This is a genomic window from Methylobacterium iners, from assembly GCF_022179305.1.
In the GTDB taxonomy this organism is placed as follows: domain Bacteria; phylum Pseudomonadota; class Alphaproteobacteria; order Rhizobiales; family Beijerinckiaceae; genus Methylobacterium; species Methylobacterium iners.
In genome coordinates this window covers 1-22021 of record NZ_BPQP01000005.1, presented here as the reverse complement: position 1 = coordinate 22021, position 22021 = coordinate 1, and the positions used below count along the sequence as shown (strand labels likewise).

General features: G+C 62.7%; 19 protein-coding genes. 11 read left to right on the top strand and 8 right to left on the bottom strand.

Features of this window, described 5'->3' with window-relative positions; genetic code table 11:
* Positions 1–110: 110 nt before the first annotated feature.
* On the bottom strand, positions 111–767 hold the full coding sequence (locus MFF55_RS01820) for a Crp/Fnr family transcriptional regulator (RefSeq protein WP_238242373.1): 657 nt from the start codon (positions 765–767) through the stop codon (positions 111–113).
* Between the two features lie 170 nt (positions 768–937).
* Positions 938–1972, bottom strand: coding sequence for a methyl-accepting chemotaxis protein (locus tag MFF55_RS01815; protein ID WP_238242372.1), 1035 nt, complete (start codon positions 1970–1972; stop codon positions 938–940).
* Positions 1973–2465: 493 nt separating this feature from the next.
* Here MFF55_RS01815 and MFF55_RS01810 point away from each other — a divergent pair, with 493 nt between their 5' ends.
* Together MFF55_RS01810 and MFF55_RS01805 are read left to right on the top strand one after the other, a co-directional pair.
* A complete protein-coding gene (locus MFF55_RS01810) occupies positions 2466–2744 on the top strand; it encodes a hypothetical protein (RefSeq protein WP_238242371.1) in 279 nt (92 codons plus the stop codon).
* 670 nt (positions 2745–3414) lie between these two features.
* A complete protein-coding gene (locus MFF55_RS01805; RefSeq protein WP_238242370.1) occupies positions 3415–4716 on the top strand; it encodes a sensor histidine kinase in 1302 nt (433 codons plus the stop codon).
* Here the strand turns inward: MFF55_RS01805 and MFF55_RS01800 are convergent.
* Positions 4662–5000, bottom strand: a complete 339-nt coding sequence (locus MFF55_RS01800) for a response regulator (RefSeq protein WP_238242374.1) — start codon at positions 4998–5000, stop codon at positions 4662–4664. The two genes, MFF55_RS01805 and MFF55_RS01800, sit on opposite strands and share 55 nt — an antisense overlap.
* Before the next feature lie 790 nt (positions 5001–5790).
* Between MFF55_RS01800 and MFF55_RS01795 the strand changes: the two genes are divergently transcribed.
* Positions 5791–6834, top strand: a complete 1044-nt coding sequence (locus MFF55_RS01795; RefSeq protein ID WP_238242369.1) for a GGDEF domain-containing protein — start codon at positions 5791–5793, stop codon at positions 6832–6834.
* Here the strand turns inward: MFF55_RS01795 and MFF55_RS01790 are convergent.
* Positions 6823–7218 (bottom strand): kinetochore Spc7 family protein, encoded by a 396-nt coding sequence (locus MFF55_RS01790; protein WP_238242368.1) that lies wholly within the window; start codon positions 7216–7218, stop codon positions 6823–6825. The genes MFF55_RS01795 and MFF55_RS01790 overlap by 12 nt on opposite strands.
* A gap of 294 nt (positions 7219–7512) precedes the next feature.
* Entirely contained in the window at positions 7513–8028 is a 516-nt protein-coding gene (locus MFF55_RS01785; RefSeq protein WP_238242367.1) for a FecR family protein, read from the bottom strand.
* Positions 8029–8526: 498 nt separating this feature from the next.
* On the opposite strand from MFF55_RS01785, the gene MFF55_RS01780 reads away from it, so the two are divergent.
* Positions 8527–11505, top strand: coding sequence for a bifunctional diguanylate cyclase/phosphodiesterase (locus tag MFF55_RS01780; RefSeq protein WP_238242366.1), 2979 nt, complete (start codon positions 8527–8529; stop codon positions 11503–11505).
* Between the two features lie 307 nt (positions 11506–11812).
* Positions 11813–14200, top strand: coding sequence for an EAL domain-containing protein (locus MFF55_RS01775; protein WP_238242365.1), 2388 nt, complete (start codon positions 11813–11815; stop codon positions 14198–14200).
* A gap of 127 nt (positions 14201–14327) precedes the next feature.
* On the opposite strand, the gene MFF55_RS01770 is transcribed toward MFF55_RS01775, so the two are convergent.
* The 3 genes from MFF55_RS01770 to MFF55_RS27055 form a co-directional block, all read right to left on the bottom strand.
* The gene (locus tag MFF55_RS01770; RefSeq protein ID WP_238242364.1) at positions 14328–15428 is read right to left on the bottom strand and encodes an HD-GYP domain-containing protein; all 1101 of its coding nucleotides are present in this window, start codon (positions 15426–15428) and stop codon (positions 14328–14330) included.
* 195 nt (positions 15429–15623) lie between these two features.
* A complete protein-coding gene (locus MFF55_RS01765) occupies positions 15624–15827 on the bottom strand; it encodes a transposase (RefSeq protein WP_238242363.1) in 204 nt (67 codons plus the stop codon).
* A 204-nt stretch (positions 15828–16031) separates the two neighbouring features.
* Positions 16032–16175, bottom strand: coding sequence for an isochorismatase family protein (locus MFF55_RS27055; RefSeq protein WP_373874692.1), 144 nt, complete (start codon positions 16173–16175; stop codon positions 16032–16034).
* A 482-nt stretch (positions 16176–16657) separates the two neighbouring features.
* Between MFF55_RS27055 and MFF55_RS01755 the strand changes: the two genes are divergently transcribed.
* The 6 genes from MFF55_RS01755 to MFF55_RS01735 all read left to right on the top strand — a co-directional run bounded on the left by MFF55_RS01755 (position 16658) and on the right by MFF55_RS01735 (position 21447).
* Positions 16658–17068 carry a TadE/TadG family type IV pilus assembly protein gene (locus MFF55_RS01755; protein ID WP_238242362.1) on the top strand — a complete coding sequence of 137 codons (411 nt, stop codon included), beginning with the start codon at positions 16658–16660 and terminating at the stop codon, positions 17066–17068.
* On the top strand, positions 17065–18300 hold the full coding sequence (locus MFF55_RS01750; RefSeq protein WP_238242361.1) for a DUF7305 domain-containing protein: 1236 nt from the start codon (positions 17065–17067) through the stop codon (positions 18298–18300). The genes MFF55_RS01755 and MFF55_RS01750 overlap by 4 nt, the downstream gene beginning before the upstream one ends.
* A 146-nt stretch (positions 18301–18446) precedes the next feature.
* Entirely contained in the window at positions 18447–19622 is a 1176-nt protein-coding gene (locus MFF55_RS01745) for a GNAT family N-acetyltransferase (RefSeq protein ID WP_238242360.1), read from the top strand.
* 186 nt (positions 19623–19808) lie between these two features.
* On the top strand, positions 19809–20042 hold the full coding sequence (locus MFF55_RS01740; RefSeq protein ID WP_238242359.1) for a hypothetical protein: 234 nt from the start codon (positions 19809–19811) through the stop codon (positions 20040–20042).
* Between the two features lie 388 nt (positions 20043–20430).
* Entirely contained in the window at positions 20431–20700 is a 270-nt protein-coding gene (locus tag MFF55_RS27330; RefSeq protein ID WP_507763046.1) for a hypothetical protein, read from the top strand.
* A 360-nt stretch (positions 20701–21060) separates the two neighbouring features.
* Positions 21061–21447, top strand: coding sequence for a hypothetical protein (locus tag MFF55_RS01735; protein WP_238242358.1), 387 nt, complete (start codon positions 21061–21063; stop codon positions 21445–21447).
* Positions 21448–22021: the final 574 nt, after the last annotated feature.

Here is a 22021-nt window from a genome sequence, read left to right as displayed (position 1 = left end):
CTGCTTCCCGTGACAATGCCCCTGTTACCCATGGCCCCCGCCTTGCAGTAGCCTCCCAAGTGGCTCGTTCTAAAGGACCGGTCAGGTCACGCGGTAGCGTCAGTGCATCCTCACGCCGCCGAGCATTCGGCCAAATGCAGGTAGTTTGGCTTGAACTCGGCCACGGCCTTGAGGCCGGGCAGGTCCAGAATCCGGAGACTCTTCGACCGAAGCTCGATCAGCTCCTGACGGCGCAGTTTTTGGAGGGAACGGTTGACTTGCACGGTCGAGAGACCCGTGGTGTCGGCGAGGTCGAGCTGGGTGAGGGACATCGTATAGCTGTCGGCGGAAGCAAGACCAACGACTTGCAGGCGCAGGAGCAATTCGCATAGCAGATGTGCGATCCGCTCCAGGGCCGAGCGGCAGCCGACATTGACCAGCCACTCGCGCAGCGTCGCCTCGTCGACGAGCGTTCCGATGCGAAGGGCCCGCGCGATGCGGGGATGGTTCTGCAGGAGGTCCTCGATCACCGGGGGGTCGAGCCGGACCACCCGGCAGGGCGAGAGCGTGCCGATGGCGTGATCCATCCGGGGCAGCAGCCCCACGTCGACGTCGCCGAGATCGCCCGGCAGCAGGTAGGCGGTGATGTGCCGGGCGCCGCTCGCCCGCAGCTTGTAACGGCAGGCAAAGCCCTCCAGGATCAGAAACACGCTGTCGGGTACATCGCCCTCACGGATGAGGTCGGTGCGGGCCTCCACCAGGCGCGGTTTCGCCGTGATCTTCTCCAAAAGTCCTTGATCAAGGTCTGATAGTCCACAGAAGCCCGCCAGCTTTCGCACAAGAGGGTTGGAACTAGACACGGCAGCGGTCCTGGACTGGGAAGTGACATTTCATAAGCAGCAGGGTCCTGACAATGCCGCGGATTGCGCTCAAATAAGGCCGGGCATTTGACGGAGCCTCAACCAGAGGCATTTGTTAAGGCTTGCACGATGGCCCCATACCAGCCGAGACCCCGATAGGTTTCGTAGCCCGGCGTGCGATGGAACGCGGTGACGATCCCGGACTGGGCGTCGCGGTCCGCGCCGCTGGCGCGGCTGCCCGGGTCGAAGGTCAGGGTCTCGGTGAGGATCCCCTTTCCGTCACTGGCCGCGAGGACGCGTCGGTGGGAATCGACGAGGAGCACGCGCGTGCGACCGCGGTTCTCGGGTGCGACGCGCACGCCCTCGACGATGGCCCGTGCCTGCGGCTCCCAATCGAAATGGATCGCCAGAACGCCGAGCGGCTTGCCCGACGTGGCTCCGCCGGCGCGGATGCTCGCGCAGTAGGTGGCGACTTGCGCGCCACCCAAAGCGGACTGGACCGCGACGTCGGCGGTGATATAGGCGTCGCCGCTCGCGAGGGCCGCCGCCTGCCGGAACCAGATCTCGCCGGAGACATTCTGGCCGATCAGACCAGGGTACCGGTCGGGTCGTCCATGGGCGATGATCCTTCCGCCAAGATCGCAGAGCCAGAGGTCGAGGTAGACGGTGTAGGCGCCGAGGATCACGCCGAGACGCTGGTTCGCGTAGGCCGTGCGTTCGAGTGTCGGCTCGGCCGCGCAATCGACGATCGCGGTGTCGGTCGCCCACCAGCGCACGTCGCAGGTGCGCTCGTAGAGGTTCCGGTCGATGAGCTCGACAGCGTTGAGCGCGAGGTCGATCATGCGGTCATTTTGCGAGGTGTCAGTGATCTGCTGGACGAGGGTTTGGAGACCTGTGATGCGCCCCGTGAGTTCGGCCTCAAGCACCTGAGCGATCCCCTCGACCTCTGCACCGATGGAACGGACCTCCTGGGCGACGACCGAGAAGCCGCGGCCGAGCTCGCCGGCGCGGGCGGCCTCGATCAGGGCGTTCAGAGCGAGCATCTTCACTTGGCCCGTGACAGCTTGGATATGACGCGTCTTCTCAGACGCGATCCGCTTCACCTCAGCAGCCTCGACCGCGACACGATCCATCGTCGCGGGCCCATTCGTAACAGATGTCGCGGACCTGAATGACGCGGCAGTCGGCGCTAAAGATAAGATCATTGTAACCCGCTTCCAAAAACGAGCCAAATTGGTTCGAATTTGGTTTATTTTATGTTAACAGGCCAGAAAACACGCCCACGAGCCTGCGGTCATTATCAGGATTGGAACTAAACTAGTATATTATACAATGATAATCGCCGCTGCATATCGCTCGTACTGCTTCCCACGTGATCGTGGCTCGTTGCCGAGCAACCTGGTCATGTCACAGACAACGGATTGCGCTGTTGCTGTGAGCAAGTCTGAGCCAAGGCTGTATTTCTGCAGAGGTGAGCCGCTCTGGTCGGAATATGTGGTTGGGGTTCCTGCCGCGTGGCAATCTAAACACAGCCAAATCGGTAATGACCCACCGGAAATTGTTGCGATTGTATGAAACCGTACCCTAGGTCAAGCTGCTGATCGGCGGAGTATCAGGAGTAAAGTTTTGAATAAAGCAGAGCAACTGCAAGAAATTCTTACGTCCTTGTCAAAGCTCGTTGACCCTTATCAGGTTGGTGAGCCGATTACTCTTCGCTTGCAGCACGATAGTGGTATGCGATTGCTGGACAGCTTGCCTGCCGACGAGGTGCGAGCAGCTTTTGCTGAAGGCCTCAGGCGCGATTTCGATGGTTCCCCTCTTTACGAGGCCCAGATCTGCGGCGTGACAATCCAGTGGCCGTCGCGGCGGGTGGACCTCGGTGGGGGCAAGGTCGACTACATATGATGCTCACCTAGTGGGGCCAGCTTTCCTCAAAGGCCTTATGCCAGCTCTGGCTGGTTCGGTAAGCATCGAAAACGTTTTGACGCCGTGCCGAGGAATGTCCCCTGTTGAGGGCGTCTCGACCTGAATTCTACGGCAAGCTTTGGTTGGTTGCCGATCGTCTGCTTCTGGACGCGACACCTGTTTCCGCTTCCGACCGATTGTGTTGAAAAACTCGATGGAGGCACTTTTCGGTGCATGCGCCCCACCGCTGAGAGGAACAATCTTCTCCGTAAAAAAGGTCTCTGGACCTAGTGTGCGTATCTTCAGGGACCCGGTGGAGAGTTTTTCTGTTCTGAGCTTTGTCGAAGGAGCTGCTTCGACCGCTTCCCGAGTTTTTCAACACAATCGGTCAGTTTAGGTCTTTCCGCGGCGCTCTATTAGTGCAGCAGCGAGAGCCGCCGCCAACGTTCCCTTGTCGCAGACATGGACAACCCCGAGTGGCCTGTCCCTGATTGGTGGCGCAGGTTCGACGTTAGTGCATCATCGTTGGTGACGAGATCATCGGCCCGGACCGCCTGCAAGGGCTGCACGCCACCAGCGCTGAGCCTGTTTGATGTGCGACACTAAGACTGTATGCAGACGACGCCAATCCACCATGGCCTCGCCATAGCTGTGCCTTGAACTTGGTCAGATGGACGTGGATGGACGCTTTGCGAAACCACCGCAGCGTCGCAACAACCACCCTGCGCGTTCGGTGACCCCGTTGAACACCCTGCATGACCATGCCGTTACGGTCCCGGATCGCGAGGCTGAGCTTGAGGCTGAGATCGGGCGTCTGCGTCGGTCGCTCGATGAAGCCGTTCGCCGCACCGCCAAGGACGTTCCAGCGGCGACGGCCGGGCATGAGCGGGAGCTTGCCGATGCGCGCGCCGCCCTTGCTCTGGCTGAGGCCCGCTGCGCCGAGTTGGAGCAGGTCAATGTCGAGTTGGTCGCCAGTCGGAGCCTCATCGCAAACAGCGAAGCCCGCTACAGGCTCGCTGTGGAGAGCGCGAAGGACTACGCGATCTTCACCATCGATCTTTCCGGCCGCATCACGGGCTGGAACTCGGGTGCCCAGAACCTGATGGGCTGGACCGAAGAGGAAGCGATTGGTGCGCCCGCCAACCTGATCTTCACGCCCGAGGACGACCGCGCCGCCATTGCCGAGACCGAGATGCGTCTGGCTGTGACGGAGGGCCGGGGCGAGGACGACCGCTGGCACCTGCGCAAGGATGGTAGCCGCTTCTGGGCCAACGGGCTGATGATGCCGCTGCGCGACGATGAGGGCGGGCTCGTCGGCTTCCTCAAGATCCTGCGGGATCGCACCGACGCGAAGCGGGCGGCCGAGCACCAAGCCTTGCTGGTCAACGAACTCAACCATCGTGTGAAGAACACGCTTGCGACCGTTCAGGCGTTCACGACGCAGACGCTTCGCAGTGCCGCGTCGATGAACGAGGCGCGTGAGTCGATCACGGCGCGCCTGATCGCCCTGGCTCAGGCCCATGACGTGCTGACGGCAGAGAACTGGGATGGGGCTGATCTGGCGCAGATCGTTGCCGACGCGCTTCGCCTGCATGGCGGTGACGGGCAGCGCTGCCAGTGGCAGGGCAACGCGGTCAGGGTCTCGGCGCGCATCGCGCTGGCGGTCTCGATGATGCTGCACGAGCTTGCCACGAACGCGATCAAGTACGGCGCGCTCTCGAATGCGACCGGCGAAGTGACGGTGACGTGGACAATGCGCGAGGCGGAAAGCGCCGCAACGGATGCCAAGCTGCGGCTGAGCCTGCGTTGGGAGGAGCGGGGCGGTCCGCCTGTGACGCCGCCGACGCGAAGCGGGTTTGGCACCCGGATGATTGAGCGGGGATTAGCCAATGAACTCGGGGGCGAGGTGCGGTTGAGCTACGAACCAACCGGTGTGATTTGCACACTCGATATCCCGCTGGAAATGGGCTGATCGGCAAGCTCGTCCAATGTAAATCCAGCAGGAAGGCCATTCGTCCGCTCGGCTATCAGGTCGTGAAAGAGCGAGATGAGAGCGGACGGTCCGACAGGCTTTTGCAGGAACCGGGCACCGACCGGCAGAGCGCCCTTGCTGGGGAAGGTGCGAGCCGAGAAGACGATCACACCGATTGAGGGCGAGAGTTCGCGCGCGGCATGCGCGAGCGCAAAGCCGTTCAGTGTTCCTGGCATCTCAACGTCGGTGACGAGAACCTGCACATCGCTGTGGGCTTCAAGCAGCCTGTGCGCCTCATCCGCTGTGGCGGCCTCGATGACCTGAAAGCCTCGTCCGTCAGGGCTTCCACCATCATCAGCCGCACCAGACTGTCGTCCTCGACCACGAGCACGGTCGCGCGACCTACGGCATCGGTCGTCAGCTCGTCTGACATAGGAGTACGCTTACTCAACTGCACGCCTCGAATGGGCGTGAGAATGCCCCGGCACGCGATACGTTCCGGCCGCACCGCGTCGCTTAATGTCACATTTCATACAATTAGGTTTGGCGTAGAACGCGGGTCAACCTTGGGTCTACGCAGCCAAGATGCATATTCCGCCCGTTAGGCCCGCCCAATCAGCCACGAGCCGCAGGATCGCATGGGACAACTATGCCTGAGCTTTGCCCGCTACAACGTATTTGCGCGTAGAGATGAACCTGATCTCTGCTGTGCCGTTCGTCAGGATCGTCCTGTACCCTCTTTCGTAGAGTCGAAACGTTGGACCTACCTGGCGACATGGGCTGGCGAAGATAAGGCGATTCCGGGCTTCCAGAACAAGCCTGCCGAGGAAGCAACTCACACAATGGGCTACTACATCTTCCTGGCAGCATAAGGCTGGATTGTGCTCATAAACCGAGCAATCGACCGGGCTGCACATCCGATATCACGGCAAATTGAACGGCCGTGGGGTCGCTGATCTGTGCTGATCGTTCCGAGAGAACATCCATCTACGAAGCGGTAACGAGTTTTCGTTAGTTTGCCCGCGCGCAACTGAGTTGAGTGCTGCGCAGCTTTCTGCGTAGGAGTTGCACCTCATGAGCGTTCAGCAATCTTCTGGAGCCTCAAGAACCAAGTCAGATATCTCTTTTGCCGAGATGACGTGGGAGGCCCTTCGACAGTATTCCGTGCCAGCTACGCCGCGAAACTATGAGTTGCTCTACAGCTACTATGGCAACTCCAATCGAGAAGTGTCTCGCCGTGTCCGTGACCGACTCGCGGAGGGCTTACCTCTGACCGCTGAGTTCCTCGATAAGACCTACGAGGATTGCGTTGCCTCGGACGGGCGCATCGATGCGCTGAGCAGTGGTGCGGATGAAATCGCACAGGCAAGCCAGGAGATGGTTGAGCAGGTCACGGCCCACCAGCGGCCGATGACCGAGTACGGCACAGCACTCGCAGAATGGCAGAACCGCCTGAGTGAAGGAAGCACGGTAGAGGACTTGCTCAAGGCCGTCGCAGCCTTGTCCCTGGAGACCACTAAAGCGAGCGCTCGCAACCGCGCCCTGGAGCAGCAACTCTCGGCCTCGTCCCTACGCATTGCCAAGCTTCGCCAGGACCTGATCGAGGTGAAGCAGGAGGCGACCATTGATGCGTTGACCGGCATTGCCAACCGCAAAGCCCTTGAGACCAAGCTACGGCGTGCCATCGCGCTGGCGAAGTCAGACCCGTCGATCCCGCTTTGCCTGCTCATGCTCGATGTCGATCACTTCAAGAGCTTCAACGATACGCACGGGCATCGCACGGGTGATCACGTGCTGCGCCTCGTGGCGCGACTGCTCTCGGATAACATCAAGGGCAAGGACACGGCCGCTCGCTACGGTGGAGAGGAGTTTGCGATCCTCTTGGCTGGTGCGGATCAGCGGGCAGGGTTAGCGGTTGCCACGCAGATTTGCGAGCGGATCGGCAAGCAACGCCTCGTGAAGCGAGGAACAGGCGAGTCGGTAGGTCAGATCACCATGTCCATTGGCGTCGCTGAGCACCGGCCGGGCGAGAATGCGGCAGCCCTTGTTGAGCGGGCTGATGGGGCATTGTACGAGGCCAAGCGCACTGGTCGAAACAGGGTATGCCTATCGGAGTAACGGCTTCACGCTGTCGTCACCGTCCGATTTACTGGTGCCTTCGATCCTGGCCTGGGCCACAGCGAGCATCTCATCCACGGACGCTATCGCTGTCTTGATGACGGATATCTGCTGCGTGAGTTGAGCAAGATCGTTCTTCAGGGTGCGAAACGCTTCGTTGGCCTCAGCCTGTAGAGTCCCACGCTCCTCCGCATCCTGACCTTCCACCGCGAGTTCGTCCGTGGCCTCACGTAGTCCCACGCGTCGCGCTTCGCGTTCAGAATTCTTGAGTGCGAGCGCCAGCCGTTCTAGCCTGTTCTGCGAGGCCATCAGGGCAAAAAGCCAGCCCTTCAGGTCATCCCGAACCCGAATGGCTTCAACGACAGCTACACGGACGGGAGTCATGGGCGCGTGTTCTCACGGACAGATTTGCGGGTCTTGGAGCCAGCGTCGTCATCAGGCGTCAGGCAGTTCTTGACCAAGCAGAGTGCGGCTACTTCTTGTGTGAGGCTCTCGCAATGGCACGAGTGTTCAGACGCCGCGCTGAGAAGCTGGAACACTGCTGGTGCCGCATTGCGTTGCGGGCCGCTGGACCAATGTCTTGCCGAACGCTCCAGAGTCGGCCCACCAGAGCCGACCCAAGGTCCCACGATACCGGTGCAGGCATTAGCAGCTATGGACCAGACGCTACGCAGATAATTACCGCGTCTTGAGTGTTGGGACGAACCGCGCGTCCGGGCTGATGCTGATTGTGGCCACCGCGCGCTTCGTGCGGTCTTCCGGCCAGGGTGCAGCTTGCTCGGGAGCACGCCCGGCATAGACCATCGTGCCCTGACCCTTGCGCATGGTGACGCTGCCGCGCTTGGTGCGCAGCACGACCTCACCATCGAGGACGAGCACGCCGTAGCCACCGTCGATGGCCCCACCCCACACGGTCGTACCCCGGACACCTAAGGTGCCCACCGCCGTCTTAATGGCAACATTGCCGCCAGTCGGACCCTCGATCTTGCCCCCCACGAACAAGAAGGCACCACGCGCAACATTCACCGCGAGCTTGCCGCCCTGGCGGGCAGGATTGTAGGCGAACGCATCTACCGTCATCTTGGCATTCTCGCCGAGCGTCAGCACGGTGCCGTCTTCGAGCTTCGCCTCCAGCCGGGATGATTCGCCTGTACGGATCATGTCGCGGAAGTAGACAGGTCCCTGCGGAGCCATGTCGCGGTCGCCTCCCGCTTGTCGCGCCACGGCTTGGCGATCGACCTTATCTACCCTGCCAACTTGGTTGGGTGCAGCACACAGCGGCGATATCAAGGTAAGGCTGAGCGAGGTCGCGAGGAGACTTGTGGGATTCCACTTGGGCATCGACAGGCGTCCGGGAGAACTGAGGGCATCGGTGCCCCGTGGATCGAAGTCACGTCGGAGCCAGGGAATACGAAGCGTACGCGGTTACGATCCGGTGAAGGATTGCCTGCGTCATGTTTGCTTCGAGGCGCAGCCGGACTGGTGCATTGTTATGAGAATGATCGCGATCACCTCTTAACCAGTACGATATCTGCACGGGCCCAAGCTCGGCAGCAGCATCTGCGCTACTACGCTGATAGGCAAACAAATGATGGCTTTGCAAAGACCCGTTAACGTCTTTGCGCACAATATTTTGATCGCCAGCAGGGAGCCTCCGCTTAACGCGGCAGGTCTGGCAGAGCGAGAGTAGGCATGGTTCCCCTGCACGCCGACGAGTCCGAGCGCCTGAAGGCGCTCCACGATCTGGGCATCCTCGATACGCCGCCCGAGGCTCATTTCGATGCGGTCTGTCGAACCGCGCAGACACTCTTCTCAGTACCGCTCGCCACCATCGCGATGGTTGACGAGCATCGACTATGGAAGAAGGTGCGCTGCGGAATTGCTGACGAGAACCTTCCCCGCGATCTAGCTTTCTGCGCTCATACCATCTTGTCAGACGACCTCCTCGTCATCGAGGATGCTACGAGCGACGAACGGTTTGCCAAAAACCCTTTCGTCACCGGCCAGCCCGGCATCCGGTTCTACGCGGGTGCGCCGTTATCCCTGCGCCCCGGCGTCAGGATCGGCACGCTCTGCCTGTTAGACACCGTGCCGCGGAGCTTCAACGCTGCGCAGCGTCAGCAGCTTCAGGACCTTGCCGCCGTCGTCCTCGCTCATCTGCGCCTGTACGAGGCCGAACGCGACGCACGTCAGCAGGCCGAGAGCTACCAGCATGTGCTGGATACCGCGCAGGATGCCTTCATCAGCATCGACGCCGCGGGTTTGATCACGCGTTGGAACTCGGCCGCAGACACCATGTTTGGCTGGTCCGAGCAGGAGGCGCTCGGTCGTTCACTCGCCGAGTTGATCGTGCCTGCGCGGCATCGAGCGGCACACGCTACAGGTCTGTGGCGCTACCTTCAGACCGGCGAGAGTGCGGTTGTCGGCAAGCGGCGGCTGAACCTGAAGGCTTTGCGGCGTGACGGCACTGAGTTCCCTATCGAGATGGCAATGTCGGCAGATCGCTCCGCGACGCACGATTTGAGCTTCAACGCCTTTCTCCGGGATGTGTCTGAGCGCAAGCAGTGGGAAACGTCGCTTCTGGGCAGCGAGGCGCGCTACAAGCTGCTGGCCGAGAATGCGACCGATATGATCGTGCGAGCCGATCTCGATGGCACCCGGCGCTACGTCTCGCCCGCTTGCAAGGCCATTCTCGGGTACGCGGATGCTGAACTCATCGGCACGAAGGCCATCGACTTTCTCCACCCCGACGATGTTGCCATGACCCATGCCCTCAAAGGGCAGATCGTCTCGGGCGAGGTGTCACGCGTGACCTACGCGCCCCGGCAGCGCCACAAGGAGGGCCACTGGGTCTGGGTCGAAACCTCCATCAACGTCACGTTGGACCCGCTTACGGGTAAGCCGGATGGCTATGTGGCCTGCGTGCGCGACATCACGCAGCGCAGGGCTCTGGAGGCGGACAAGCGTCAGGGTGAGGAACGTCTCCGCACGAGCGAGGAGCGGCTTGCTCTCGCCCTGGAGAGCGGGACAGACGGGGTTTGGGACTGGCGCGTTCAACCTGAGGACCTTTGGTTCTCGGCGGGCCTGCTCAGCATGCTCGGGTATGGAGCGGGCGAAATCGCGGTCAGCGTCGAGACCTGGGCGAGCTTAATCCACCCGGAAGATCGCGCGAGCGCGACCCGGCAGTTCTACGCGCTCCTGAAGGGCCTGACGCTGCTGTTCGAGTGCGAGCACCGGCTCAGACGTAAGGACGGAGGCTACGCCTGGGTGCTGGCACGCGGTCGCGTCGTCAGCCGAGACGAGGCGGGCCGCGCGCTGCGGGTCATCGGAACGCACATCGATATCACGGCACGGAAAGGAAGCGAGGAGCGCCTGGCGCACCTCGCCTGCCATGATGGGCTCACGGACCTGCCCAACCGTCTTCTGTTTCGCGAGCGCCTGGATCAGGCCCTGGCCAACCTCTCGGAGGCTGGCGGCTCGTGTGCACTGCTGTATCTCGACCTCGACCGCTTCAAGACTGTCAACGACACGCTGGGGCATCTGGCTGGTGACACGCTCCTGAAGGAGGTGGCGCGGCGGTTCCAGAGCGTCGTGAGCGAGGGTGATACGCTCGCCCGCCTCGGCGGTGACGAGTTCGCCATCCTTCAGCGTGCAGGGGCTCATCAGCCCGCCAGCGCGGACGCGTTGGCGCAGCGCCTGATCGAGGTCATGAGAGAGCCTGTTATCACACAAGGTCAGCGGGTCGAGGTTGGTGTGAGTGTCGGCATCGCGCTCGCGCCGCGCGACGCGTCAGACGCTGAGACCCTGATCAGACGGGCCGATCAGGCCCTCTACCGCGCAAAGGGGGACGGCCGGAACACGCGCCGCTTCTACGAGGCCGCGATGGACGAGGCAGTAGAGGAGAAGCGGCGTCTGGAGATGGACCTGCGCGGCGCACTCACGCGCGGCGAGTTCGAGGTCCACTACCAGCCCATCATGAACGCGGCGAGCGGTCGTGTCTCCTCAGCGGAGGCGCTGGTGCGCTGGCGGCATCCCGCTCACGGTCTTGTCTCGCCAGGCGCGTTCATTCCCTTAGCGGAAGAGACCGGCCTGATCGTGCCGATTGGTGAGTGGGTCCTGCAAACGGCTTGCCGCATGGCATCGACATGGCCGAGCAACATGCGTGTGGCGGTGAACGTGTCAGCCATACAGTTTCGCAACGCTGGTCTGGTCCAGACGGTGATGCAGGCCCTTGCAGCCTCGGGCCTACCTGCCTATCGGCTGGAGCTTGAGATCACCGAGTCGGTGCTGATGCAAGACGGTCCAGACGTGGTGGACACCTTGCATCACCTCAGGGACTTAGGCGTGCGAACCGCCCTCGATGACTTTGGGACAGGTTACTCAAGCTTGAGCTACCTGCGCCGCTTTCCCTTCGACAAGCTGAAGATCGACCGCTCATTCGTGCAGGACATCGGCAATCCGAGCACGGCCGCGATTGTCCGGGCCATCGTTGACCTGGGTGTGGGGCTCGGCATGACGATCACGGCAGAGGGGATCGAGACCGAGGATCAGCTTGCTTCGCTCAGGCAACAGGGCTGCAACGAGATACAAGGCTACCACTACAGTAAGCCACTACAGGCGGACACTTTGCTTCAGTTCATAGGACAGGGCGCGGCAAGGGCCGCGGCCTAAGGGGCCGAGTACAACCTCATGAGCCTGCCCACCTGCAGCGCTCATCCTGTCGGTGATCCGCCCCCATGAGAGTGGTCCGCCCTTTGGTATGGCTTTGGAGCTTGCCATGTCGAGGCACAAGCGATTGCACGTAGCAATGGCACCAGACCAGACACGGGAGCGCCTAAGGCGACAGGTAAGGCAGCCAGAGCCGGGTCGCAGGCGACACAGATGTCCGTTCCGTATCCACAAGCCGGTTGCGCGCCATTAAACGTGTCTACAGATTTGCGAGGCACCTTGGCAGCCGAACGCTTACCAAGGTTGCCCTATGCTCACCATCGTTGGCTGTCTCGTCGAGGCGCATGATTTCCGCCTCGTCGCCTTGGCCGCCAGCATCTGCGCGCTGGCGGCACTGACGACAGTCTGCCTCGTCAGCCACGCACGCAGGGCAGAGGGGTGGGGACAAACGGGCTGGCTTGCCGTCGCCGCAGCCGCGGGCGGCTCCGGCATCTGGGCTACCCACTTCATCGCCATGCTCGCCTTCGCGCCCGGCGTACCAGGTGGCTACGACGTGCTGCTCACGGCCCTTTCCCTTGTCATCGCCATCCTGTTCGTCGGCAGCGGCCTCTCCGTTGCGGTGCGGGTCAATGGTGGTCTCGCCGCTGGGCTGGGTGGTGCAATCCTCGGCCTTGGCATCGCCGCGATGCACTACACCGGTATGGCTGCCTACGATGTTGCAGGCCACAAGGCTTGGGACCCGGCCACGGTCGCTCTCTCGCTCGCGCTCGGCGCTATGCTCGGCGGTGCCGCCCTGACGATCAGGTTCAGCAGCAGGGGCTTGCGGCGGCAACTGCCTGGCGCGTTCCTGCTGCTCCTGGCCATCTGCAGCCACCACTTCACCGCCATGGCTGCGGTAACGATCACGCCAGACCCCACCCTCACGGTCTCTGAGGCCGCGATTCCCAACAGCTGGCTGGCCGTCGCCGTGGCTCTCGCCAGCTTCGCCATCCTGCTGCTTGCGAGCGCCGCCCTGGCCCTCGACGTTCGAGACCACCGACACGCGAAGCTGGAAGGCGACCGCTTGCGCAGCCTCGCCAACGCGGCGGTTGAGGGGCTTGTCGTCTGCACGCGCGATACGATCGTCAGCGCCAACCAAGCCTTCGCCCGGCTCGTAGGCCAAACTCCGACCGCACTGACAGGCGCTACCCTGTCGACCTTCCTTCCCGGTGACGCTGCCCGGCTCGCCATGGCCAACCAAACTGACCGGCCGCTCGAGGCTGAGCTGCGACAGGCAGACGGCGGGCTGGTGCCGGTCGAGATCATCACGCAGCCGGTGGAGCATGCCGGCCAGCCGCACTACGCGGTGGCGGTGCGCGACCTGCGGGCCCGCCGCCAGGCTGAGAGCCAGATCCACTTCCTGGCCCACCATGACGCTCTCACCGGGTTGGCCAACCGGGCAAGCTTCGGCAAGCGCTTGGAACTGGAGATGCGCGCCGCGGACAGCGCACAACGCAAACTGGCAGTGCTCTGCCTCGACCTCGACCGCTTCAAGGAGGTCAACGACCTGTTCGGTCACGCTGCCGGTGATGCCATGCTGGAGAGCGTTGCGCGCATCGTCACGGCTGAGCTTTCCGGCAACCAAATGATGGCTCGCCTCGGCGGCGACGAGTTCGCCGTCCTGATGCCGTGTGAGAGGCCCTCCGAGGCCGGGCGCCTGGCCGAGCGCATCCTGGAGGCGCTGCGCTCGGGCATTCCGGAAGCCAGCGGTCCACAGATCGCCTCCAGCATCGGCATCGCCCTCTACCCGGATGACGCAGACGAGCGCGCGAGCCTGTTGAACTACGCCGACACCGCGCTCTACCGGGCAAAGTCTGAAGGGCGGGGCACCTACCGCTTCTTCGAGGCACGCATGGGCATGGAAGTGCGCGACCGTCGTCTGCTGGAGCACGACCTGCGCCATGCCGTGGCGCGCGGGGAGATGCACCTCGTCTACCAGCCGCAGACTGACGTGGGCAGCGGCGCGGTCACCGGCTTCGAGGTGCTGCTGCGCTGGAAGCACCCGGAGCGAGGGCTCGTCTCACCGGCCGTGTTCATCCCCATCGCTGAGGAGAGCGATGCCATCCTGCAGATTGGCGAGTGGGTGCTGCGGGAGGCCTGTCGCGAGGCAGCGAGCTGGCACAAGCCCCTCTCGCTGGCGGTGAACGTCTCGGCCGTGCAGATCCACAGCCCGCACTTTGTCGGCTTGCTACACGAGGTGCTGCTCCAGACAGGACTGGCGCCGGGACGGCTGGAGGTCGAGGTCACCGAGACGGCACTCATCCGCGATCCGAACCGAGCATTGCTCACGCTGCGGCAGCTGAAGGGGCTCGGGCTGCGCATCGCGATGGACGATTTCGGCACGGGCTACTCGTCGCTGTCGAACCTGCGTTCGTTTCCCTTCGACAAGATCAAGATCGACGGCTCCTTCGTGCGTGCGGTCGACAGCAACGAGCAGACGGCAGCCATCGTGCGCTCGGTGCTTGGCCTGGGGCGCGGCCTAGGGCTGCCGGTCCTCGCTGAAGGCGTCGAGACGGAGGCTGAGCTGAGCTTCCTCACTGCTGAGCATTGTCACGCTGCGCAGGGTTACCTGATGGGCCGACCTTCACCCATTGAGGCATTCAGCCAACACACGCATGGCGAAGTGGCCATCGACGAGGCGACGAGAAAACGCGCTTAATAGGAGCGTTGGCTGTCATTCACTCCAGGCACACAGCAGTTCACGAAATCCGTCTTGCCAATATGAAGTCGAGAATGTGGTTTGTAGAGCGTGGCATCCAATTCTCAGAGATCAGGGCCGCGCTCGCTTATAAGTGCTTGGGGTGAGGAGCCGCGAAAACAGCAAAGGGTCGGAAGGCGCGCACGAGGTCACCGTCGAGCTTACCGCTCATGCCCTCAAGGATGCTGTAGGCACGCTCCGCACTCAGAGGCGTCTTGTACGGGCGCCGCTCGATCAGCGCACCGTAGACGTCGCAGACGCTCACCAGCCGCACCAAGTCCGCGATCTCAGCGCCCCGTAACCCATCTGGGTAGCCCGACCCGTCCAGGCACTCATGATGCGAGCGCACGACGGCGAGCATCTCGTCAGAGAACCCGCTGCCTCGCAGCATCGCATGCCCCAAGCTCGGATGCTGTTGCATGATCCGCCGCTCCTCAGGATCGAGGGCGCCAGGCTTGTTGAGGATGGCCTCAGGGATCTTTGCCTTGCCGATGTCATGCAGGAGTGCGGCCTGGGTCAGTCGCTGACAATCCGCCTGGCTCAAGCCCAAGGACTGGGCGAAGCCTGACGCGAGACCTGCAACGAGCAGGCAGTGCTGGTGCGTGACGTCGTCAAACCGCCACACGACCTCCAGCCAGTCTCGGATGCCGGTCGTCCGTACGGCTTGCGCAACGAACTTGGTTCCGGTGGCCACAAGGCCAGGATCGACGGCCCCGCCGCGTGCAGCCTCGAAGATGCGGGAGAGGGCCATCTCGGCGGCAGCGATGCTGGGCGTTAGCTCGTTCAAAACAGGCGCAGCAACGCCGATCATGCGCGAGAGAACAACCATCAGCTCGCCCTTGGCTGCATCGGCGTGCAGGATCTGCGTTGCTCCAAGCGCATGGGCCTGGACGTGGGTTCGAGACGTCTCCTCGTGCAGCAGGCACAGGTAGGGCGGCTGCTCAACCTTCACTCGCTCGAGCTGCGCGCGCAGGGCTGCGATCACGTCCGACCGGGACAGAGAGGCGTCACTCACAATAGCGCGTGCTTTGCCGACGCTCGCAGCAAGCGTGCGCAGATCCGGATCGAGGAGATCGAGAACGCAGCAGGGTGCCAAGCTGCTCAAAGCACGAGCAAGGCGTTCACCCCGCGCGGGAGTGTCCGTTAGGATCAGGATACTGCCTGAGACCAGCGTCTGCGGTGAAGGCATCGGCTGAGAAGGCATCTGGGGTGGCAAGGAGCGTAAGCCTTCGTCGTTGTGCGTTCCCGCTTAGTTTGAGGCTGTGACCCTGAAGAGTTCGTCACTTAATCGGTGTTAACAGACGCAAGGCTCTGGGAAGCTGATCTTGAACTCTTGCAGAACAACAAGTGCGCAATGACTGAGCGCACCATTTCATTGGGCGACCTAGACATACTGGGTCCAGATGCGTAGTGCGGCGAGCTCGACGAAGGCCGGGAACGAGGCCGCGGTCGGGTCGTAGCGTGTGGCGACGCGCCGGACCTGCTGCAGCTCTGAGACGAGGCGCTCGATCCGGTTGCGAGTTTGGTAAGCCCCCTCGTCATGCGCGGTCGGCTTGCGCCGACGCTGGTTGGCGGCGATGACCGGCAAGGCTCAGTTGAGCAGCGGCCGGGACCTGAGGTGATCGGCGTCGTCGCTGCGATCTGCCACTACAAGGGTGTGCGCCAAGCGAAGCTCCGAAAGCGGGACCAAAGCCTACTTGATGATGGCGATGGCCTCGCGGAAGCGAGCGTGTTCACAGGTCGAGAGCCACTCGAACACCCCCATCTCAGTCGGGACGATCTCGGCACCGTGCTACTCCATGCGGTGAGGCGCTCTTTCCTTGCTCTCTGCTTGGCGTGCGCCAAGCGCGTCCCGGACCACGTACATTGTCCTGCCCAGAGACAGTAGGCCGAGCGCTGTCTGAAGCACGCAGACATGCGCCTCGCACCCGGCCACAACCAAGGCATGCCCAAGGGCGGCATTGTCACATTAAGCAGATATACTGCTAACCTTGTGTCGATTGGCTGGAAGCACGCCGCGTGCAATTTCAACGGCTTAGCCAGCCACCCATGCCGTTAAAAACCTCTCAAGATGGCCTATACTTCGTAGATGTGACAGCGCCCCAAAAGCAGCATGAAGCGCGCAGGTGAAACAGCTTCGCAGGAACCTACCCAAGTCCCAGCTTTGAGGTCTCGGCGCGCGGCACTTTTTGTAGTTCCCGAAGTGCAAACCTGATTCGACTCTCAGCAACCCAGGTGTTGTGAGTGAGCGTTGCACACACGAGTATAGCTGTGAGATCAGGCGGCAATAACGTGATTGTGAACGAGTATGCTACGTCGCGTAGTTCCAGACCAGAGATGCATGGCCGTTTCGAACATTTTGGTCCGAAATCTTTAATTGCCGGCTAGGTAGATCGCCCCCCACTAACGGGGGTGGGTATGCTGCACAAACGTTTTACACACGACAAGGACGGAGCAACCGCCGTCGAGTTCGCGCTGATCACGCCCGTCCTCGTCGTCCTGGCCTTCGCCGCCATCGAGTTCGGCTTGATCTTCTACTGCCACACCACCGCAGGTCACGCCGCCTGGGATACCACCCGGCAGCTGGCCACGAACCGGATCAAACCGGGCGAGGTCGAGGCCAAGGCGCGCGAACAGCTGCCCGCCTGGATGCGCGCCAGCGCGACGATCACCCAGACCTCCACCTCGCCGGATCCCTATGCCAACCGCTACACCGTGACGGTCGCGTTTCCCGCAACAGCCGCCTCGGCAACCGGCGTCGTGAGTTGGGCCTACGGCAACCTGACCCTGACCTCGAAGATCACGATGCAGCAGGAGCCGACGTCGTGAAGCGCTTCCTCAGGCACGAGGACGGGGGCACCGTAGTCATCTTCGCGCTCATGCTGCCTGTCCTGGTTGGATCGGGCGCGTTCGCGATTGACCTGTCGAACCTGTACTTCAACCGCTCCACCATTCAGCGCGCGGCCGATACCGCCGCACTCGGGGGAGCCCTGTTGCTGCCTGATGCCGCCAAGGCCAAGAGCCAAGCGCTGTCGCTGGCGGCGGCCAACACCCCCTCAGGGTTTGGCACAATCGCCATCGCCCAGGACGTCGTGGTGGGTGTCTGGGATCAGCCCACGCGGACCTTCACGCCCAGCCTCACGAGCCCGGACGCGGTGCAGGTGACGACCCACCGCACGGCGGAGCGCAACAATCCTGTCCTGACCTACCTCGCCGGCCTGATGGGCGCCTCCTTCATGCAGGTTACGGGCAAGTCGATTGCGGTGCGTTATGGCGGTGCCTGCGTGCGCGTTCTCGATCCGAGCGCGTCGGCGGCCTTCGAGGTTGGCGGTAGCGGCGACGTGGACGTCAATTGCGGTCTGCAGATCAACTCGTCTGCCGGCAACGCGGCTAACCGCAAGGGTTCCTCGCAGATCACCTCGACCAACACCTGCATCACGGGTGGGACCAACACCACGAGCGGCTGGACACCGGCACCGCGAACCGGCTGCCCGGCCGGCCCTGATCCACTCATGTATCTGGCAGAGCCGTCCCAGCCAGTCTCCACCTGCACGTCGCCCGCCTCGTCGGGCACCATGACAGCCAACTGCACCTACACGGGCAACATCACGCTGCGGGACAACGTCGTGTTCTCGGCGGGCATCTACTACCTGAAGAACGCGAACCTGAGCCTTGCCAGCAACGCCTCGATCAGCGGCACGGGGGTGACGATCTTCATGGATGCCGACAGCACGTTGGATCTGAGTGGGAACGCGACCGTGAAGCTGTCGTCTGCGATCTCGGGCACCTATGCGGGCATCCTGATCTTTCAGTCGCGCAGCACGCCAGGCACGAAGGCGATGAAGCTGAGTGGCAGCGGTGAGATGCAGCTGGATGGCACGATCTACGCTCCGACCGTCACGCTGGAGATGAGCGGCAACTCTGCACTGGCGACGAAGACGGGTTCGGTGATTGCCAACAAGCTGAAGTTGGGCGGCTCTGGCAGTCTGGTGATGAACGCCTTCAAGAGCATCGGCACCAGCCCACGCAGCCTCGCCGTGCACACCGGGTTGGTTCACTGACGTCCCTCGCCCAAGACCTCAACTCTCTTCAAGATTATGTCGCATCATCCTGAGCAGCGAGCCTGCCGGCACGGACGTATGGGCATAAGAAAGCCGCCAGGATGCCTGTCCCTGCAAACGCATCCGCCTTTTCGCCGAGCCAGCGCGTGCAGCCGGCACGCCCCGCTGCCTTCGATGCGCCGTTCCGGGCAGAGCTTCACACCTCCCTGGAGGCCGTCGCGCCACTGTGGCGCGTCCTGGAGGCGGAGGGCGTTTCGACCCCGTATCAGCGGCTCGACTGGGTCGGCACCGTCCTCGCCCACCTCGCCGGTCCGGCGGGGGCCACGCCGCTCTTCGTGACGGTCTGGGATGCGGACGGGCGCCTCGTGATGCTCGTGCCGCTCGCGCTCACGCCGCGGCACGGCTGCCGCGTGGTGACCTGGCTCGACCTCGGCGTCTGCGACTACGCGATGCCGGTTCTCGCCGACGCCTTCGAGCCGAACGCCGCGCAGGGCGCCGCGATCTGGGATGCGGTCTGCGCCGTCCTGCCGAGGGTGGATCTGATCCAGATCGAGCGCATCCCGTTGCGTGCCTGCGGCTGCGCCAACCCGATAGCTGCCTTGCCAGGTTGCAGGACCATGGCGATGGAGGCGTCGAGCGTGGCGGTCGCTGGTGATCCCGACACCGTGCTCGATCGCCTCTGCCGCCCATCAACCATGCGCAACTTGCGTTCCAAGCGCCGCCGCTTGGAGCGGGCTGGGAGCATTCGCTTCGTGCGGGCCACCAGCCCAGCTGAGGTCAAGGCGATCTTTGGTGTGCTGGTCGAACAGCGGCGGCAGCGCTTCGCTGAGATGGGGCGCTTCGACCTCCTGTCCCACCCCGAGGCGCGGGACTTCTACCTCGCTGCCGCCCTTGAGGGTTTAGGTGGAGGGCCAGCTCGGCTGTTCGGCCTGTCGGTGAACAACACCTGGATTGCGACGGGCTACGGCCTCGTGCACCACGACACCTTCTACTACCTCATTCCCACGACGAGCCTCGATGGTGAGTGGAAGCCGTCGTCGCCCGGCATCCTGATGACGGCTGAGACGATCCGATGGGCGAGCGCGCAGGGATTGCAACGCTACGATTTCACAGTCGGCCTGCTGCCCTACAAGCGGGATTTCGGTGTCGAGAGCCACGAGCTGCGCGAGCTGATGCAGCCCCTGACCCTCAAGGGCGTTGTCCTGAAGGCGGGCCTGTGCACGACTAATTCGACCAAGACGTGGCTAAAGACGACGCGCTTATTCGAGCCGCTCCAGAAGGCGCGCCGTTACGTGAGGAAGCTCGGCGTCCGAGCGTGCTAACCCAATCTATGCCTTGGCAGACGGCTGCTTTCCTGAATGTCATGACGATCGCAAAACACGGCTCGCGCTCATCGCCGCGCCCGTGATTGAGAACGGCGACCCGGAGGAGATCGGGCAGCTCGCGCGTGACATCGCGGGGCTGGTGTAACGATGGGCGAGCTTCACACCTTTCGACCCCGGCGCACCATGACCGGCGCTGCTGTCGCTGCTGATGTCCGTGCCGCGATTGAGGAGGCTGCTCAAACAGCTCTCGATACGGCTGACAGCCTGATTGCCTTGCTCGACCGCATGGACGGCAACCCCGACGAGGAGGACGGCGGCGACGCTGAGCCGTCCCTTGGTGCTCCTGAGGGCCGCACCTCACAAATCGTCTGGCTGCGTGATTCCGATCTCGACTACGAACAAAACACCACGCTGTGACAGACTTAGTCCTACGGCGGGTACTCCGGCGCGAGTTGGGTGACACGTTCAGCCTGCGGCAGCCGCTATAGCAGATGCAGAAGCGGATCGACGCTCTGGAAGGACAGAAGCTCGCACGCGGGTCGCCTTGACGCGCAGATTGCCATATCACCCGCCAGTCCTCCCGTGACGCCACCTTCAGCCCCGCCGGCACTCGCCTGCGGGGCTTTTCTTTGCGGCGCAAGCTGGGCAACATCCCTTGGTCCGGGAGCTTCTTTCCTGTCGCGCACTGGACAGGCCCTGCCGTTGTGGATCGTCCCCCCGATCAGCAGCGGCAGGGCCAACTGTCTTCAGCCGGCCTTCGATCTGTCAGGTTGGCTAAAGCTTGGACCGGTTGCGCGGCCGTGGCATGCACAGGGGCATGAAGGCGAACGGCTCCGTCGTGTGTGAGGTCAAGGTCGAGGGCACTTGGCGTGGCGTGAGCCTTGATGAAGCCCTGACCCGGCACCGGATGGATCGAAAGCGCTGTTCCGTCTGCCAGGGCCAAGTCGTCATTTATGGCGCCTACACGCTGAACCGCCGACCCCATGTCGCTCATTACCGAAAGCATGCCGGATGCTCGCTGGACCGCGATCTATATTCCGGTACTCTGTCACTTCATCCGGGCGCACTGGCGTGATCCGCACATTGACCCTGCTGCCGCTTAGCGATGCATAAGCGGATTGTATTGATGAACACTTCTTTTCGCGTTTGTTGCTTCGCTTAACTTCTCGTTAACCATACGCATGCTCGTGTCTCATTGTGGCACGGAGACTTACGCAATCCGCGCTGAGCATCGGGAGAATGCGCGATGGCGGCAGTAGCCGAGAAGTTCTGGGCAGAACTTGAGAGGCAGACTGCGGCTGAGGCTATGCGCCGAACCGAACGGTTGAGCCCGCCTAAGCGTATGCCGATGCCGGAGCCGGACGATGCCGCGAACGCTCCTGAGCCTGATCAACCATCCGTGCGACTGCCTGTGGCTACACAAGAGTGGAGCGGCGTGCTCGACATCATCAATGGCGCGAGAGCGCAGTCTGAGGTCCAAAAGGAGCTGCTGCGAGCACAGGCTGAGCAGTTGCAGGAGACCATCCAGGAGCTGAGCGAGGAGGCTGAGGCGATCCGGCAGCAGGTCCGTGTGTCAGAGGCACAGGCGCGCGGCGCCAAAGCTGAGGCGGAGCGGCAGGTAGCGGAAGTCATGGCCCAAGCTGAGGCGCGTATGCGTGAGATCCAAGCAAGAGCCGATGCACAGGTCGCGCAGGCACGCAGTGAGACGCGGCAGGCTGAGGAGCGCGCGGCAGCGGCCGAGAGCTGGCTCGTTCGCATCGAGGCCGCAGCTAAAACACTCGCTCCGCCGATCGTGGCGCTGCCCGTCCGGCATGTGGCTTGACGCAAGCGCCACCCACGCACACGCCTCGGCCAAGCTGATGCTCGCGAGATGCGACGCATCCACCTGTGGTGGAGGCTCACCCGGCCCCTTCATTGATCGTGCAGCGATGCCTCGAACCCTCCCGCGTACCCCGTACATGGTCAGCCTGAATGGAAAAGGGTCAGACACGAAGGTCTTCGTGGCGCTGGTGGCAAGCGCACCGGCTGCGGTGAGCGTCGTTGCTGCCGAAACCGACGACGATCCTACGCGCCTGGCGATCGTTGGCGCCCTCTCACGAAACCTAGCGCGACGATTGGGGCTCAAGCCCGGCGAAGTGCGGCGCCTCTAAGATATGAGCACGCGACTGATTTGACGGGACTGTCGATCGAGCGCGCGAACCTGAACCAACGCTGCCCATGTTGGATTGACCCGACACGTAACCTCCCGTTTGTGACTTCAGCCTCGTCGGCGCCCGCCGGGCGGGGCTTTTCCGTGCGCTCAAAAACCCTGTAGTGCGTCGATCAAGAATCTTCTTCTCGCATGGCAGCTATGCTGTTATGGCATCGCACCTAACAAAAAGGGCCGCCCCGAAGAG